This window comes from Streptomyces deccanensis (genome assembly GCF_022385335.1).
In the GTDB taxonomy this organism is placed as follows: domain Bacteria; phylum Actinomycetota; class Actinomycetes; order Streptomycetales; family Streptomycetaceae; genus Streptomyces; species Streptomyces deccanensis.
Genome location: NZ_CP092431.1, coordinates 6,051,974 through 6,066,559, shown reverse-complemented (window position 1 = coordinate 6,066,559; position 14,586 = coordinate 6,051,974). Strand labels below are relative to the sequence as shown.

Sequence of the window (14,586 nt, the reverse complement as noted above, 5' to 3'; positions counted from 1 at the left end):
GTCGATTGACGAGAACTCGTCAATCACATTGCTGTCTCGCCCTCGCCCTCCCCCAGGGCCGTCCCCCTGGGGACCCACTTCGGCCCGCCGAGCGGATACTCGTACGCCGGGCGCCCGTTGTTGCCGCTCGTCCGGAACGGCCGGCCGTCGTCGTTCAGCGTCAGCGTGCCGCTGCGGGAGCCGGCGGTCCACTCCAGCTCCAGGTACCAGCTGACGTAGTACGCGGAGGCGTCGGCGACGACGTAGAACACCTCCGGGTCGGACCGGCTGACCGAGTAGGGGAAGTTCCTGCTGCCCGCCCTGGGCTGCACAGCGGGCCGCGCGGCGTCGAGGGCGACCGTGAAGGAGCGGGTCGGGACACCGGCCCCGCAGCCGACGCCCGGGTAGCCCATGGCGTAGTCGTTCCAGGCCAGGGGCGACCGCTTGTCGGTCATCCGGACCTTGAGACCCCGTACGACGACGGTCTCCTCGCCGGTGCCCTGCACGGTGAGCGTCACCAATTGCTTCCCCGACGCCACGGCGCCCTCCGACGACACCCAGGCCGGCGCGTCCTGCTCCAGCGGCGGCGGCCCGACCTCCGCCGGCGGCCGGTCGGCCAGATACCGCTGGGCGCAGGGTTCCTCCCAGGTGTACGGCTCCACCTTCACGTTCAGCGGCGCCGGGAGGGAGGCGTCCGCCCCGCCCGCGCCATCCGCCCCGCCCGCACCACCGGGGCTGGTCGGGGTCTCGGCGGCCGAGGTTCCCGCCCCCGTGCCGCCGCCCTTCCCCTTCCTGCCGCCCGGCTCGCTCGCGGAGACGGAGGGCGAGGCGCCGGTCGGTGCGGCGGAGCCCTTGCCGTCCTCCTCCTCGCCACCCCCGCTGCTGACGGACGCGGCACCGGCCGTACGCCCGGCCCCGTCCTCCTTCCCACCGGACGGCAGACTCAGGGCGAGCGTCACCGCCCCGAGCACGGCGGCCACGGCCACCCCGGCGACCAGAGCGACCCGCGTACGCCGCCGAACCGGCCCCCGCCGCGCACCCCCGCCGGACACCACATCACCGACCACGGCGTCCGAAACGCCGGGCTCCGGGGCCTCTGCGGCTGCCCCGGAGACCTCGCTCTCCGGGACCCCGTTGGCCGAGGCCTCGGTCTCCGGAACCTCGGCGCCCGATCCGCCGGCCTCCGGAACCTCGGGCTCGACAGCCGCCGAGCCCGGCTCCGCCGCCGCAGAACTCCGCCCCGCCTCCGCCACCCCGACGGAGTCACCCCCCTTGCGCCGACGCATCGCGTCCGCGAGCACCCACGCCCGGTGGAGCTCGACCAACTCCTCAGGGGAGGCCTTGCAGAGGCGGGCCAGCCGCTCGACGGGGCCGTAGTCCGTCGGTACGGCGTCCCCGTTGCAGTACCGGTGCAGCGTCGACGTACTCATGTGGAGCCGCTTGGCGAGCACCCCGTAACTCAGTCCGGAGCGCTCCTTCAACTCCCGCAGCAGCTCGGCGAAATCGGCCCCCAGACCGTTCGCGGTACCGCTCCCCGACACGTCTTCCTCCGTCCCTCACGTCCCGCGCGTCCCGTTCCGCGTTCCAGGGAAGGGACGTTCCCCCAGGTCAAAGCCATCGCGAGCGTTCCAGCGTCCCTGATCGTCCGTCGACTGTGGCGGCCGGGACGGAACACCCCACAAGCTTTGGTCATCCAAGCACGCCGCTCCCGGCACACCGGTCGAGCGGCACGGCTTCGAGCACTTGTTCTCAGCCTTCTCCACTTGCTTCGTCCGAAAGGGACCTCTCATGCGCACGCTCCGCACCGCTCGTTCCGCCCGCGCCGCCCGCCCCGCTCGTCTCCTCGCCGTGACGGGAGCGGCGCTCGCCGCCCTCGCCCTCACGGCGTGCGACAACGGCATGGGCGCGAGGGACGAGGGCGCTGGGGGCGGTTCGACCTCGGCCTCGACCTCGCAGAGCACGGGCTCCTCGGGCTCGACCACCGGTGGCACGAGCGGCACCGGGGGCTCCACGAGCACGGGCGGCGGCTCCACCGCCGGCGGCACCACGGCCGACAAGGCCTCCTCGAAGGGCGGCACCACGGACGGCTCCTCCGACCCCGAGAACCGCGTCACGTGCAACGGCTCCACCACCACCGTCACCGCGCAGCCGGTGGCCCGCCCGCTCAACCACATGCTGATCACCGTGAAGAACACCGGTTCGAAGTACTGCGACCTCTACTACAACCCCACGGTCCGGTTCGGCGAGGCCCAGTCGGCGCCGCGCGTGATCGAGGAGTCGCAGCCGCAGGCCGTGGTGACCCTGGCCCCCGGCGAGTCGGGCTACGCGGGTGTCCTTCTCTCCGCCGCCGACGGCAGCGGCGGCGAGGGCACGACGGAGAAGAAGGTCGTCATCCACTTCCAGGGCAGCGAGGCCGGCAGCGACGCCGGCTCCCCCGCGTCCCCGGCCCTCCCGGCCAAGGGCGTCCACGTCGACAACTCGGTGGCCGTCACCTACTGGCAGTCGACCATGGAGGACGCCCTCCAGTACTGACCGGGAACACCCTCCCGTACCGGGCTCAGCGCAGCATGCGAGCCGCCTCGACGGCCCAGTAGGTCAGGATGTTCTGCGCACCCGCCCGCTTGATGCCCGTGAGCGTCTCCAGGATGGCCCGCTCCCGGTCGATCCAGCCCTTCTCGGCGGCGGCCTCGACCATCGAGTACTCCCCGGAGATCTGGTACGCGACCACCGGCACGTCCACGGTGTCCGCGACCCGGGCGAGGATGTCGAGGTAGGGGCCGGCCGGCTTGACCATCACCAGGTCGGCGCCCTCCTCCAGATCGAGGGCGAGTTCGCGCAGCGACTCCCGGGCGTTGGCGGGGTCCTGCTGGTAGGTCTTGCGGTCCCCCCGCAGCGAGGAGCCGACGGCCTCCCGGAAGGGCCCGTAGAAGGCGGACGCGTACTTGGCGGTGTAGGCGAGGATCGCGACGTCCTCTCGCCCGATCTGGTCGAGGGCGTCCCTGACGACCCCGATCTGGCCGTCCATCATCCCGCTGGGCCCGACCACGTGCGCGCCCGCGTCGGCCTGCACCTGGGCCATCTCGGCATAGCGTTCCAGGGTCGCGTCGTTGTCGACGCGACCCTGGTCGTCGAGGACTCCGCAGTGCCCGTGGTCGGTGGTCTCGTCGAGGCAGAGATCGGACATGACGAGCAACTCGTCCCCGACCTCGGCCCGTACGTCCCGCAGGGCGACCTGCAGAATCCCGTCGGGATCGGTGCCGGGAGTCCCGAGCGCGTCCTTCTTCCCGTCCTCCGGCACCCCGAAGAGCATGATCCCGGAGACCCCGGCCTCGACGGCCTCCACGGCGGCCTTCTTGAGACTGTCCCGCGTGTGCTGCACGACCCCCGGCATCGCCGCGATCGGCACCGGCTCGCTGACTCCCTCCCGCACGAACGCGGGCAGAATGAAGTCCGCCGGATGCAACCGCGTCTCGGCCACCATCCGCCGCATCACAGGCGTCGTACGAAGCCGGCGGGGCCGCGTACCGGGAAACGATCCGTACTTCGACATACACCTACGCTACGCCCGGCCCGACCGTGCCTTTGCCGACGATCCGTCGGAGCGGACCGCGCTACCGAAAGGGCCGCAGGCCTCCTTTTCCTGCCCCACGACAGAACCCCCCGAGTGCGGAGGCACTCAGGGGGTCAAGGGGCACAGCCCCTCACGTCGGCCCACCGCTTACGTCGTCGACCGCCGTCGCCGCGCCCCGGGCCGCCGCTCGCTGGGCCGGGTGACGGGGTCACCGGCCTCCACCGCGGCAGCCCGTCGCCGCAGACCGAAGTCCGCCAGCGCCTCGGCCAGCTTGTGGACGGACGGCTCCGGGGCCATCACATCCACCCGCAGCCCGTGCTCCTCCGCGGTCTTGGCCGTCGCGGGCCCGATACAGGCGATCACCGTCACGTTGTGCGGCTTCCCTGCGATACCCACCAGGTTCCGCACGGTCGAGGACGAGGTGAACAGCACCGCGTCGAAACCACCGCCCTTGATGGCCTCACGGGTCTCCGCCGGCGGCGGCGACGCGCGCACGGTCCGGTACGCCGTGACGTCGTCGACCTCCCAGCCGAGCTCGATCAGCCCGGCGACCAGCGTCTCCGTGGCGATGTCGGCCCGCGGCAGGAACACCCGGTCGATCGGGTCGAAGACCGGGTCGTACGGCGGCCAGTCCTCCAGCAGACCGGCGGCCGACTGCTCCCCGCTGGGCACCAGGTCCGGCTTCACACCGAACGCGATCAGCGCCCGAGCGGTCTGTTCGCCCACCGCCGCGACCTTGATCCCGGCGAAGGCACGGGCGTCGAGCCCGTACTCCTCGAACTTCTCCCGCACCGCCTTGACGGCGTTGACCGAGGTGAACGCGATCCACTCGTAGCGGCCGGTGACGAGCCCCTTCACGGCCCGCTCCATCTGCTGCGGCGTGCGCGGCGGCTCGACCGCGATCGTCGGCACCTCGTGCGGTACGGCCCCGTACGAGCGCAGTTGGTCGGAGAGCGAGGCGGCCTGCTCCTTCGTGCGCGGCACGAGGACCCGCCACCCGAAGAGCGGCTTGCTCTCGAACCACGACAGCTGGTCGCGCTGGGCCGCGGCGGAACGCTCACCGACCACGGCTATCACCGGCCGGCCGCCCTCCGGCGAGGGCAGCACCTTCGCCTGCTTCAGCGTCGGCGCGATCGTGCCGAGCGTCGCGGTCCAGGTGCGCTGCCGGGTGGTCGTACCCGCGACGGTCACCGTCATGGGCGTGTCCGGCTTGCGGCCGGCGGCGACCAGTTCGCCCGCCGCCGCGGCCACGGTCTCCAGCGTCGCCGAGACCACGACCGTCCCGTCGGACACCCCGACCTCCGCCCAGCAGCGGTCGGACGCCGTGCGCGCGTCGACGAACCGGACGTCCGCGCCCTGCGCGTCCCGCAGCGGCACACCGGCGTACGCGGGCACGCCCACGGCCGCCGCCACGCCCGGGACCACCTCGAACGGCACGCCCGCGGCGGCGCACGCCAGCATCTCCTCGGTGGCGTACGTGTCGAGCCCGGGGTCCCCGGACACCGCACGCACGACCCGCTTGCCGCCCCGCGCGGCCTCCATGACAAGATGTGCCGCATCCCGCACAGCGGGTGCACCAACGGTTGTTGACGCGCCGTCAACAACCGTCAGCTGAGGCGTGCCTGTGCCCGAAAACGTATCCGCTGAAGTAGCCGCGGAAGAGGCAGAGGCAGTGGCTGAGGACGCCGCGGTCAGGGCCGACGGCGGGCTCGAGTCGGTGTCCAGTAGGGCGACGCCGGCACGGGCATGCGTACGCACCACGTCGAGCACGTCGTGCTCGGCGATGAGAACGTCCGCGTTCGCCAGTGCCTCGACGGCGCGAAGTGTCAGCAGTCCCGGATCCCCGGGTCCGGCACCGAGGAAGGTGACGTGACCGTGGTCCGGACCGGCGGGAAGGGTGGTGGGGCTCAATGTGCTCGCTCCCCCATCAGACCGGCCGCGCCCTTAGCGAGCATCTCGGCGGCGAGTTCACGGCCGAGCGCCATTGCTTGGTCGTACGTCTCGGGCACGGGACCGGTGGTGGACAGCTGCACCAGCGTCGAGCCGTCGATCGTGCCGACGACGCCGCGCAGGCGCATCTCCTTGACAATCTGCCCGTCGGCCAGGAGGTCGGCGAACGCACCCACAGGTGCGCTGCAACCGGCCTCCAGGGCGGCGAGCAGGGACCGCTCGGCGGTCACGGCGCCCCGTGTGTACGGGTCGTCGAGCCCACCGAGCGCGGCGATCAGTTCCGCGTTGTCCGCGGCGCATTCGATCGCCAGTGCCCCCTGGCCGGGGGCGGGCAAAACAGTGTCGACCGAGAGGAAGTCGGTCACTTCGTCGCTCCGTCCGATCCGGTTCAGTCCGGCGGCGGCCAGGACCACTGCGTCCAGCTCGCCCTTCCGTACGTATCCGATCCGCGTGTCGACGTTCCCGCGGATCGGCACCGTCTCGATCGTGAGCCCGTGGCTGCGCGCGTACGCGTTCAGCTGGGACATGCGCCGGGGCGAACCGGTGCCGACGCGGGCGCCCGCGGGGAGCTGCTCGAACGTCAGTCCGTCCCGGGCGACCAGCACGTCGCGCGCGTCCTCGCGCACCGGCACGGCGGCCAGCGCCAGGTCGTCCGGGTGCGTGGTCGGCAGGTCCTTGAGGGAGTGCACGGCGAAGTCGACCTCGCCGCGCAGCAGCGCCTCGCGCAGCGCCGTGACGAACACGCCCGTGCCGCCGATCTGCGCCAGCTGCTCCCGGGAGACGTCGCCGTACGTCGTGATCTCCACGAGTTCGACGGGCCGCCCGGTCAGCCGGCGGACCGTGTCCGCCACCTGCCCGGACTGGGCCATGGCGAGTTTGCTCCGCCTGGTCCCCAGCCTCAGTGCCTGGTCACTCATGATCGCCCTCGGTTCTCGGCGTCGTTCTCTGAAGTGCTGCTGTCCTCGGCCCGGGAGACGGCCGCGACCGTCTCCTGGTCCAGGTCGAACAGGGTGCGCAGCGCGTCCGCGTACCCGGCGCCGCCCGGCTCGGCCGCGAGCTGCTTGACCCGTACGGTCGGGGCGTGCAGCAGCTTGTCGACGACGCGCCGCACGGTCTGGGTGATCTCGCCGCGGTGCTTGTCGTCGAGGCCCGGCAGCCGGCCCTCCAGGCGGGCGATCTCGCCGGCGACGACATCGGCGGCCATGGCACGCAGCGCCACCACGGTCGGTGTGATGTGCGCGGCCCGCTGAGCGGCGCCGAAGGCGGCCACCTCGTCCGAAACGATCCTCCGCACCAGGTCGACGTCGGAGGCCATCGGCGCGTCGGCGGAGACCTCGGCGAGCGACTCGATGTCGACCAGCCGCACCCCGGCCAGCCGGTGCGCGGCGGCGTCGATGTCCCGGGGCATCGCCAGGTCCAGCAGCGCCAGCACGGGCGCGGGCCGGGGCACCTCGACGACGGGCTCGGGCCGGCGCAGCTCGGTGATCCGCCCGGTGACGGCGACGGTCGCGACGAGCGCGGCGATCAGCTCGGCGTCGGCGGCGGGCGTACGCGCGGTCTCACGCTCCGGCGTACGACGGCTCGCGCGCCGGTCCACGGTGGCGTTGTCGACCCAGGCCGCGTGCTGCTCCAGGGTGGCCGCGTCCATCCCGGCCACCGCGGCCTCCCCGAGCACGGAGAAGCCTCCGCCCTGCACGGCGGGCAGATCGAGGGGGCAGTCGTCGTCGCTGCCGAGGGAGGTGGGCGGCAGGACCGGCCGTACGTCGGCACGCGTCTCGGTCTCCGCGGGGAGCGCGCCCTCGGGCACCCGCCCCGCGACGGCCGCGGCGACCATCTCGGCGGTCAGCACCAGGCCCGTGGCGCCCGTGCAGGAGATGGCGACGTCCGCACGTGTCAGCTCGTCCGGCACCGATTCCATCGGGACCGCGCGGGCCAGCACCTCCGTTCCGCCCTGCCCCGTCGGGTTCTGCCCGTACTGCTCTTCGAGCAGGTGAGCGAGGCGCTCGGCCCGGTCGTACGTCCGGTTGGCGATCACGATCTCGCCGACGCCGGCCCGTGCGAGGGTCGCGGCGGCCAGCGAGGACATCGACCCGGCGCCGATCACGACGGCCCGCTTGCCCCGGGCCCAGCCCGCGACGTCCGCACCGGCGGTGAACTGCTCCAGGCCGAAGGTCACCAGCGATTGCCCGGCCCGGTCGATCCCGGTCTCGGAGTGGGCGCGCTTGCCGACCCGCAGGCTCTGCTGGAACAGGTCGTTCAGCAGCCGTCCGGCGGTGTGCAGCTCCTGCGCGCGGGCCAGCGCGTCCTTGATCTGTCCGAGGATCTGCCCCTCGCCGACGACCATGGAGTCGAGCCCGCAGGCCACGGAGAACAGGTGGTGGACGGCCCGGTCCTCGTAGTGCACGTACAGGTACGGGGTGATCTCGTCGAGCCCCACCCCGCTGTGCTGGGCGAGCAGCGTGGACAGCTCGGCGACGCCCGCGTGGAACTTGTCCACGTCGGCGTACAGCTCGATGCGGTTGCAGGTGGCGAGGACGGCGGCCTCCGTGGCCGGCTCGGCGGCGACCGTGTCCTGAAGCAACTTGATCTGCGCGTCCAGGGACAGCGCGGCCCGCTCCAGCACGCTCACCGGAGCGCTGCGGTGACTCAGTCCGACGACCAGAAGACTCATGCCGGCATCACGGCGGGGACATCCCCGTCGGGCCCTTTCCCGGACTCCTTGGGAGCCAGCGGTACGGCCTCGGCCTCGCCCGCGGCCTCCTCGCCGGCCTTGCGCTGCTCGTGGAAGGCGAGGATCTGGAGCTCGATGGAGAGGTCCACCTTGCGCACGTCGACACCGTCCGGCACGGACAGGACGGTGGGCGCGAAGTTCAGGATCGAGGTGACACCGGCGGCGACCAGCCGGTCGCACACCTGCTGGGCGGCACCGGCGGGGGTGGCGATCACACCGATGGACACACCGTTGTCGTCGATGATCTTTTCCAGCTCGTCCGTGTGCTGGACCGGGATCCCCGCGACCGGCTTGCCCGCCATCGCCGGGTCGGCGTCTATCAACGCCGCCACCCGGAACCCGCGCGAGGCGAACCCGCCGTAATTGGCGAGCGCGGCGCCGAGGTTACCGATACCGACGATCACGACCGGCCAGTCCTGGGTCAGCCCCAGCTCACGCGAGATCTGGTAGACGAGATACTCGACGTCGTAGCCCACACCCCGGGTGCCGTACGAGCCCAGGTACGAGAAGTCCTTGCGCAGCTTCGCGGAGTTGACCCCCGCGGCGGCCGCCAGTTCCTCGGATGAAACGGTGGGCACCGAGCGCTCCGACAGCGCGGTGAGGGCACGGAGGTACAGCGGAAGCCTGGCGACGGTGGCCTCGGGAATCCCTCGGCTACGGGTCGCCGGTCGGTGAGTTCGGCCAGTTGCCACGGTGCTCCTGCGGGTAGAGCGGGGCTGCGGGCGGTCATGCGTCCCCAGACCGCCCCGTCGACAGCAGGCTATGTCTTTGTGAACGCGTGCACAAAGATGGTGTCCGATTTGCCCGGCCAACGTGACCGGGGTCACGCACGCCCGACGCACGCGCGCGGAACCGGCACACACGTGCCGTCGTTCCTCACCTGACGCCTTGCATGACGGGGGCAAAACCGCACACTCTCCTCACGAATCCCGCCCCCGAGACCAACCAGCCCGTCGATCCTAAGCGACTTTTGGGACCACTTGGACTGGTCGGTCAGGTCACATCTCGGGCACCTCTAGGTGAGGGCTTTGCGGAGGCGCTCCTCGTTCACACGCCAGAAGGTGTGCTGCGCGCCGTCCACGAGCACGACGGGGATCTGCTCCCAGTACTGCCGGTGCAGTTCCTCGTCCTGGGTGATGTCCTTCTTCTCCCAGGGAACGCCCAGCTCACCGCAGACCTTCCCGATCACCGCCTCCGCGTCGTCGCACAGATGGCACCCCGGTTTGCCGATCAGTGTGACGAGTCGCTCACCGGGATTCTTCGGCGTCCGCCGGAACATGGCACTCATGCCGGCCATTGTCGCTCCGCGCCGGAAGTCCACACCTCCTCCTCACCACCAAGCGCACGACCTGCCCTTCTCCCCACCCGTTCCTCCCTCTTCCGCACGCGGACACGCCGCCGGGACCCCTTCTTTAACGACACGGTCGCGGAGAGTTCACAGCCCGCAAACCCCACGACTCCGGAAGCACCGAACAGACTGGCTATGCTCACGACATGGCCGCTCTCGGATGGCTCACTCCCCGTAGGCGCTCCGCCACGGCGCGGAGCGTTTTGGCAGGCGAGGCCTCTGCGGAGGCAGCGCGCAAGTCCTCCCAGGCACTGGAGGACATCTCCCCCGCGCCCGACGCCGTCCAGGAACCGGAGTTCCCGGTTCTCGGCGACGACAAGGCCGCCGCCTTCTTCGATCTCGACAACACCGTCATGCAGGGCGCCTCGCTCTTCCACTTCGGCCGGGGCCTGTACAAGCGGAAGTTCTTCGAGACCCGCGACCTCGCCCGGTTCGCCTGGCAGCAGGCGTGGTTCAGGCTGGCGGGGTCCGAGGACCCCGAACACATGCAGGACGCCCAGAACTCCGCGCTCTCCATCGTCCAGGGCCACCGCGTCGCCGAACTGACGATCATCGGCGAGGAGATCTACGACGAGTACATGGCCGAGCGCATCTGGCCGGGCACCCGCGCCCTGGCCCAGGCCCACCTCGACGCCGGCCAGAAGGTCTGGCTCGTCACGGCCGCACCGGTGGAGATCGCCCAAGTGATCGCCCGCCGCCTCGGCCTGACCGGCGCGCTGGGCACGGTCGCGGAGTCCGTCGACGGCGTCTACACCGGCAAACTGGTCGGCGAGCCGCTGCACGGCCCGGCCAAGGCCGAGGCCGTCCGCGCCCTGGCCGCCGCCGAGGGTCTCGACCTCTCGCGCTGCGCCGCGTACAGCGACTCCCACAACGACATCCCGATGCTGTCGCTCGTGGGTCACCCGTACGCCATCAACCCCGACAGCAAACTCCGCAGGCACGCCCGCGACATGGACTGGCGGCTGCGCGACTACCGCACCGCCCGCAAGGCCGCCAAGGTCGGCCTCCCCGCGGCCGCGGGCGTGGGCGCGGTGGCCGGCGGCACGGCAGCCGCGATCGCGCTGCACCGCCGCCGCCGCTGAACGTCGGCGCGCTGAACGGTCGTCGCGGCTGAACGGCTGATCGTTTCTCGAACGCCGGAGGGGCTGGGTCTTCCCAGCCCCTCCGGCGTTCGCGCGTTCGGCGCGTCCGCGCCCGTCACCCCGGCATTCGGGCCGTCATACCCCCACCGAACCCCCCTCAGTCACGCCGTCCGCACCCGACCACAACACGCCCCGCACCCAGACGGAACACGAACTCAATCGATCAACATCCGATCACCGAGCGGTACTTGAGCGGCCGTCAATCGGTAACAGAAGCGACGTAATCGATGATTTGAGCAACTGGGTGTAGCAGTGCCTGCACGAAGCGTTATTCTCCTCAAACGCAAACCGGTGCCCCTCCGTCGCTACGACGGGTGAAAGGTTCCGCACTGCACGTGATGGAAGCTCTGCCTCTGGGAGTCCCGTGTACCCACACGTCGGGGTTGACGCCTCGGGCCTGGCTACGCTGCGCGCGACGGTCAACCAACTGTTGCGCGGCTTCGTCCCCACCGCGTACGCCGTCCCCGCCCTCGCCACCTCCGCCGCGCCCGTCGGCCCGTGCTACGCACTGGCCGACGGCAGCGCGACGGTCAGCAGACGAGGCCGTTCGGGATCCACCGCCACGACCACCCGCCGTCCCGCCGCGGACAGCGACAGCGCCCGCATGATGGACCTCGTCGAACGCGCCCAGTCCGGCGAGGCCGACGCCTTCGGCCGTCTGTACGACCAGTACAGCGACACCGTCTACCGCTACATCTACTACCGGGTCGGCGGCAAGGCGACCGCCGAGGACCTCACCAGCGAGACGTTCCTGCGCGCCCTGCGCCGCATCGGCACGTTCACCTGGCAGGGCCGCGACTTCGGTGCCTGGCTGGTCACCATCGCCCGCAACCTGGTGGCCGACCACTTCAAGTCCAGCCGTTTCCGGCTGGAGGTCACCACCGGCGAGATGCTCGACGCCAACGAGGTCGAGCGCTCCCCCGAGGACTCCGTCCTGGAGTCCCTCTCCAACGCCGCCCTCCTGGAAGCCGTACGCCGGCTCAACCCCCAGCAGCAGGAGTGCGTCACCCTCCGCTTCCTCCAGGGCCTCTCCGTCGCCGAGACCGCCCGCGTCATGGGCAAGAACGAGGGCGCGATCAAGACCCTCCAGTACCGCGCGGTCCGCACCCTCGCCCGCCTCCTCCCGGACGACGCCCGCTGAAGCCCGCCCACCGGGACCACCACGGCCGAGCCCTCCGGCCCACCGAGTCGACCGACTCGACCGACTCGACCGACCGCATCGGCCACATACGCTCCGCGACGCTCAACTCACCGTGCGTAGAAGTCCGTTGACTTCCTCGTCCGATCATCCGCCGTCCGTAACCCAAGTGCCGCGCCGCTCGTTGTGCGGGATACAGGCTCCCTGTGGTCGCGCCTGGCCGACACCGATCACTCGATCGTGTGGCTCGGTCGGGGACGTGCAACCCTCAGGACCCCCTGGGGAGTCGACCGTCATGACGAGAGGAGGTGCCGCCAGTGATCGCGAACGTATCGGCGCACCGGCGGGCGAACGCCTTCGCCCAGGCCCTGGAGGAGCTGTCCGACCGGGGCACGGCGGCCGAGCAGCCCGAGGGATCGGTACGGGCCCCGGCAGCGGAACAGACCGAGCAGGGCCGCATGGTGGCCCTCACCACCGGTCTCGACGAGCTGCCCAAGCCCGTGCTCGACCCCGAGGTCAAGGTCGTCCATCGCGCCCAGTTGGTGGCCGCGATGGAAGCCATGCTGCGGGACGGCACGCTCGCGGGGCGCGAGGCGGACCCTTCGGTGCCCGAGCAGCGATCGGGCAAGGCACGAGGTGCTCACCGGGCGAGCCCGCTGGGGAAGTTGCGACCAAGGTCCCGTCTGACGAAGGGACTCGCCGCGGGCGGGCTCAGCGTCGGTGTGGCCGCGAGCGCCTTCGGCGGTGTGGCCGCCGCCAGCTCGGACGCTCTCCCCGGTGACTCGCTCTACGGCCTCAAGCGCGGCATCGAGGACGTGAAACTGACCCTGGCCGACGACAGCGACGACCGGGGCCGGCTCTATCTGGACCAGGCGTCCACCCGGCTCGGCGAGGCCCGCCGCCTCATGGAGCGCGGCCGGAGCGGACACCTCGACCACGAGTCGCTCGGCGAGATCCGGCGCGCCCTCACCGGGATGCGCCACGACGCCGCCGAGGGCCACCGACTGCTCCACGAGGCCTTCGAGCGAGATCCGGACTCCCTGGGCCCGATCCAGGCCCTGTCCGCCTTCTCCCGGTCCCACCGCGAGGCCTGGGGCGCGCTCCGCGACCGGCTGCCCGTGCAGCTCGGGGACGTGAGTCAGCAGGTCTCGTCGGTCTTCGACGCCATAGACGACGAGGTCGCCCCGCACTCGTCACTGCTTCCGCAGCCCCCCGCACAGGGCGGCGACGGCAAGCAGCGTTCCCCGGGCTCCGGTTCCCCCGGCACCACGGCCCCCGGCGGCCGCCCGGCCCCGAGCTCCACCGGCGGCTCCGTCGGCGGCTCCGAGGACACCGGCGGCAAGCCCAAGCCGTCCACGTCGAACTCGGACAGCGGCGGCGAAGGCCTCGTCGGCGGCACCACCGGCGGCCTGCTGGACCCGCCCCAGGACGACACCGCCAGCACGGCCCCGTCCACCGACAAGTCCACCCCGCCCGACGACCCCGACGTCACCCTCCCGCCCCTCCTCCCGGGCCTCCTGCCCGGCCTGGGCATCGACGGCGACAGCGGCGAATGACCCCGTAGTACGACGGTGGGGCGCCCTTCTCGAAGAAGGGCACCCCACCGTCGTACGTCCGCGGGCAGAACCCTGTCCGCGGGAAGGACCTAGAAGAACACCGACCGCCGCTGCACCAGCAGCTTGTACAGCGTGTGCTGGATCTGCTCCCGCACCTGGTCGGTCAGATTGAACATCAGCATCGGATCCTCGGCGGCCTCCGGCGGATAACCGTCCGTCGGAATCGGCTCGCCGAACTGGATGGTCCACTTCGTCGGCAGCGGTACGGCACCCAGCGGGCCGAGCCACGGGAACGTCGGCGTGATCGGGAAGTACGGGAAACCGAGCAGCCGGGCGAGCGTCTTGGAGTTCCCGATCATCGGGTAGATCTCCTCCGCGCCCACGATCGAGCACGGGATGATCGGCGTCCCCGTCCGCAGGGCCGTGGAGACGAAGCCGCCCCGACCGAACCGCTGGAGCTTGTAGCGGTCCCCGAAGGGCTTGCCGAGCCCCTTGAAGCCCTCCGGCATGACACCGACCAGCTCGCCCTGCTCCAGCAGCCGTGCGGCGTCCTCCGCGCACGCGAGGGTGTGCCCGAGCTTGCGGGCCAGCTCGTTGACCACCGGCAGCATGAAGACCAGGTCCGCCGCGAGCAGCCGCAGATGCCGGCCCGTGGGGTGGTTGTCGTGCACGGCGACCTGCATCATCAGGCCGTCCATCGGCAGCGTCCCCGAGTGGTTGGCGACGATCAGGGCGCCGCCGTCCGTCGGGATGTTCTCGATGCCCTTCACCTCGACCCGGAAGTACTTCTCGTACACCGGCCGCAGCAAGGACATCAGCACCTGGTCGGTGAGCTCGGCGTCGTAGCCGAAGTCGTCGACCTCGTAGTCGCCCGTGAGGCGCTTGCGCAGGAACGCGAGCCCGCCCGCGATCCGTCGCTCCAGCCCGCCGCCGTCCTGTGCCTCGGCGGCCTCCTGGGGCGGCTCCGGCTTCTCCCGTGTCACAGGAACATCATCCGTCGCCGCCGCCCGTCCGGGGAGTGCCTGGACCTCGCCGGATTCACGGACGTCCCGGACGACCGCGCTCTCGCCCTTGCGCCGACTCCCCGTGCTCCGCCGGCGCGGCGGGCGCTGCACGGCACCCCCGCGCGTCCGGTCGTCGTCGAACGGAATGACCTTGGCATCCGCCATCG

12 protein-coding genes are annotated in these 14,586 nt (G+C 71.5%); 4 read left to right on the top strand and 8 right to left on the bottom strand.

Going from position 1 to position 14,586, the window contains the following annotated elements:
- Positions 1 to 23: 23 nt before the first annotated feature.
- Positions 24 to 1,520, bottom strand: a complete 1,497-nt coding sequence (locus L3078_RS27025) for a helix-turn-helix domain-containing protein (RefSeq protein ID WP_239756541.1) — start codon at positions 1,518 to 1,520, stop codon at positions 24 to 26.
- Between the two features lie 247 nt (positions 1,521 to 1,767).
- Here L3078_RS27025 and L3078_RS27020 point away from each other — a divergent pair, with 247 nt between their 5' ends.
- Positions 1,768 to 2,511, top strand: coding sequence for a DUF4232 domain-containing protein (locus tag L3078_RS27020; RefSeq protein ID WP_239756540.1), 744 nt, complete (start codon positions 1,768 to 1,770; stop codon positions 2,509 to 2,511).
- A gap of 25 nt (positions 2,512 to 2,536) precedes the next feature.
- On the opposite strand, the gene hemB is transcribed toward L3078_RS27020, so the two are convergent.
- The 6 genes from hemB to L3078_RS26990 all read right to left on the bottom strand — a co-directional run bounded on the left by hemB (position 2,537) and on the right by L3078_RS26990 (position 9,528).
- On the bottom strand, positions 2,537 to 3,529 hold the full coding sequence (gene hemB / locus L3078_RS27015; protein ID WP_239756539.1) for a porphobilinogen synthase: 993 nt from the start codon (positions 3,527 to 3,529) through the stop codon (positions 2,537 to 2,539).
- A gap of 168 nt (positions 3,530 to 3,697) precedes the next feature.
- The gene (locus L3078_RS27010; RefSeq protein ID WP_239756538.1) at positions 3,698 to 5,461 is read right to left on the bottom strand and encodes a bifunctional uroporphyrinogen-III C-methyltransferase/uroporphyrinogen-III synthase; all 1,764 of its coding nucleotides are present in this window, start codon (positions 5,459 to 5,461) and stop codon (positions 3,698 to 3,700) included.
- Positions 5,458 to 6,417, bottom strand: coding sequence for a hydroxymethylbilane synthase (gene hemC / locus L3078_RS27005; protein ID WP_239756536.1), 960 nt, complete (start codon positions 6,415 to 6,417; stop codon positions 5,458 to 5,460). The genes L3078_RS27010 and hemC overlap by 4 nt, the downstream gene beginning before the upstream one ends.
- On the bottom strand, positions 6,414 to 8,171 hold the full coding sequence (locus L3078_RS27000) for a glutamyl-tRNA reductase (protein WP_239756535.1): 1,758 nt from the start codon (positions 8,169 to 8,171) through the stop codon (positions 6,414 to 6,416). Before L3078_RS27000 ends, hemC begins: the two co-directional genes overlap by 4 nt.
- The gene (locus L3078_RS26995) at positions 8,168 to 8,923 is read right to left on the bottom strand and encodes a redox-sensing transcriptional repressor Rex (RefSeq protein WP_239756533.1); all 756 of its coding nucleotides are present in this window, start codon (positions 8,921 to 8,923) and stop codon (positions 8,168 to 8,170) included. Before L3078_RS26995 ends, L3078_RS27000 begins: the two co-directional genes overlap by 4 nt.
- A 323-nt stretch (positions 8,924 to 9,246) precedes the next feature.
- Positions 9,247 to 9,528: a glutaredoxin family protein gene (locus tag L3078_RS26990; protein ID WP_239756531.1), complete on the bottom strand. Its 282-nt coding sequence runs from the start codon at positions 9,526 to 9,528 to the stop codon at positions 9,247 to 9,249.
- Between the two features lie 197 nt (positions 9,529 to 9,725).
- On the opposite strand from L3078_RS26990, the gene L3078_RS26985 reads away from it, so the two are divergent.
- The 3 genes from L3078_RS26985 (at position 9,726) to L3078_RS26975 (ending at position 13,415) form a co-directional block, all read left to right on the top strand.
- Positions 9,726 to 10,661 carry an HAD family hydrolase gene (locus L3078_RS26985; protein ID WP_239756530.1) on the top strand — a complete coding sequence of 312 codons (936 nt, stop codon included), beginning with the start codon at positions 9,726 to 9,728 and terminating at the stop codon, positions 10,659 to 10,661.
- A 424-nt stretch (positions 10,662 to 11,085) separates the two neighbouring features.
- Positions 11,086 to 11,862 carry an ECF subfamily RNA polymerase sigma factor, BldN family gene (locus L3078_RS26980; RefSeq protein WP_239756529.1) on the top strand — a complete coding sequence of 259 codons (777 nt, stop codon included), beginning with the start codon at positions 11,086 to 11,088 and terminating at the stop codon, positions 11,860 to 11,862.
- 314 nt (positions 11,863 to 12,176) lie between these two features.
- Positions 12,177 to 13,415, top strand: coding sequence for a DUF5667 domain-containing protein (locus tag L3078_RS26975; RefSeq protein ID WP_239756528.1), 1,239 nt, complete (start codon positions 12,177 to 12,179; stop codon positions 13,413 to 13,415).
- 89 nt (positions 13,416 to 13,504) lie between these two features.
- On the opposite strand, the gene L3078_RS26970 is transcribed toward L3078_RS26975, so the two are convergent.
- Positions 13,505 to 14,584, bottom strand: a complete 1,080-nt coding sequence (locus L3078_RS26970; protein WP_239756527.1) for a lysophospholipid acyltransferase family protein — start codon at positions 14,582 to 14,584, stop codon at positions 13,505 to 13,507.
- Positions 14,585 to 14,586: the final 2 nt, after the last annotated feature.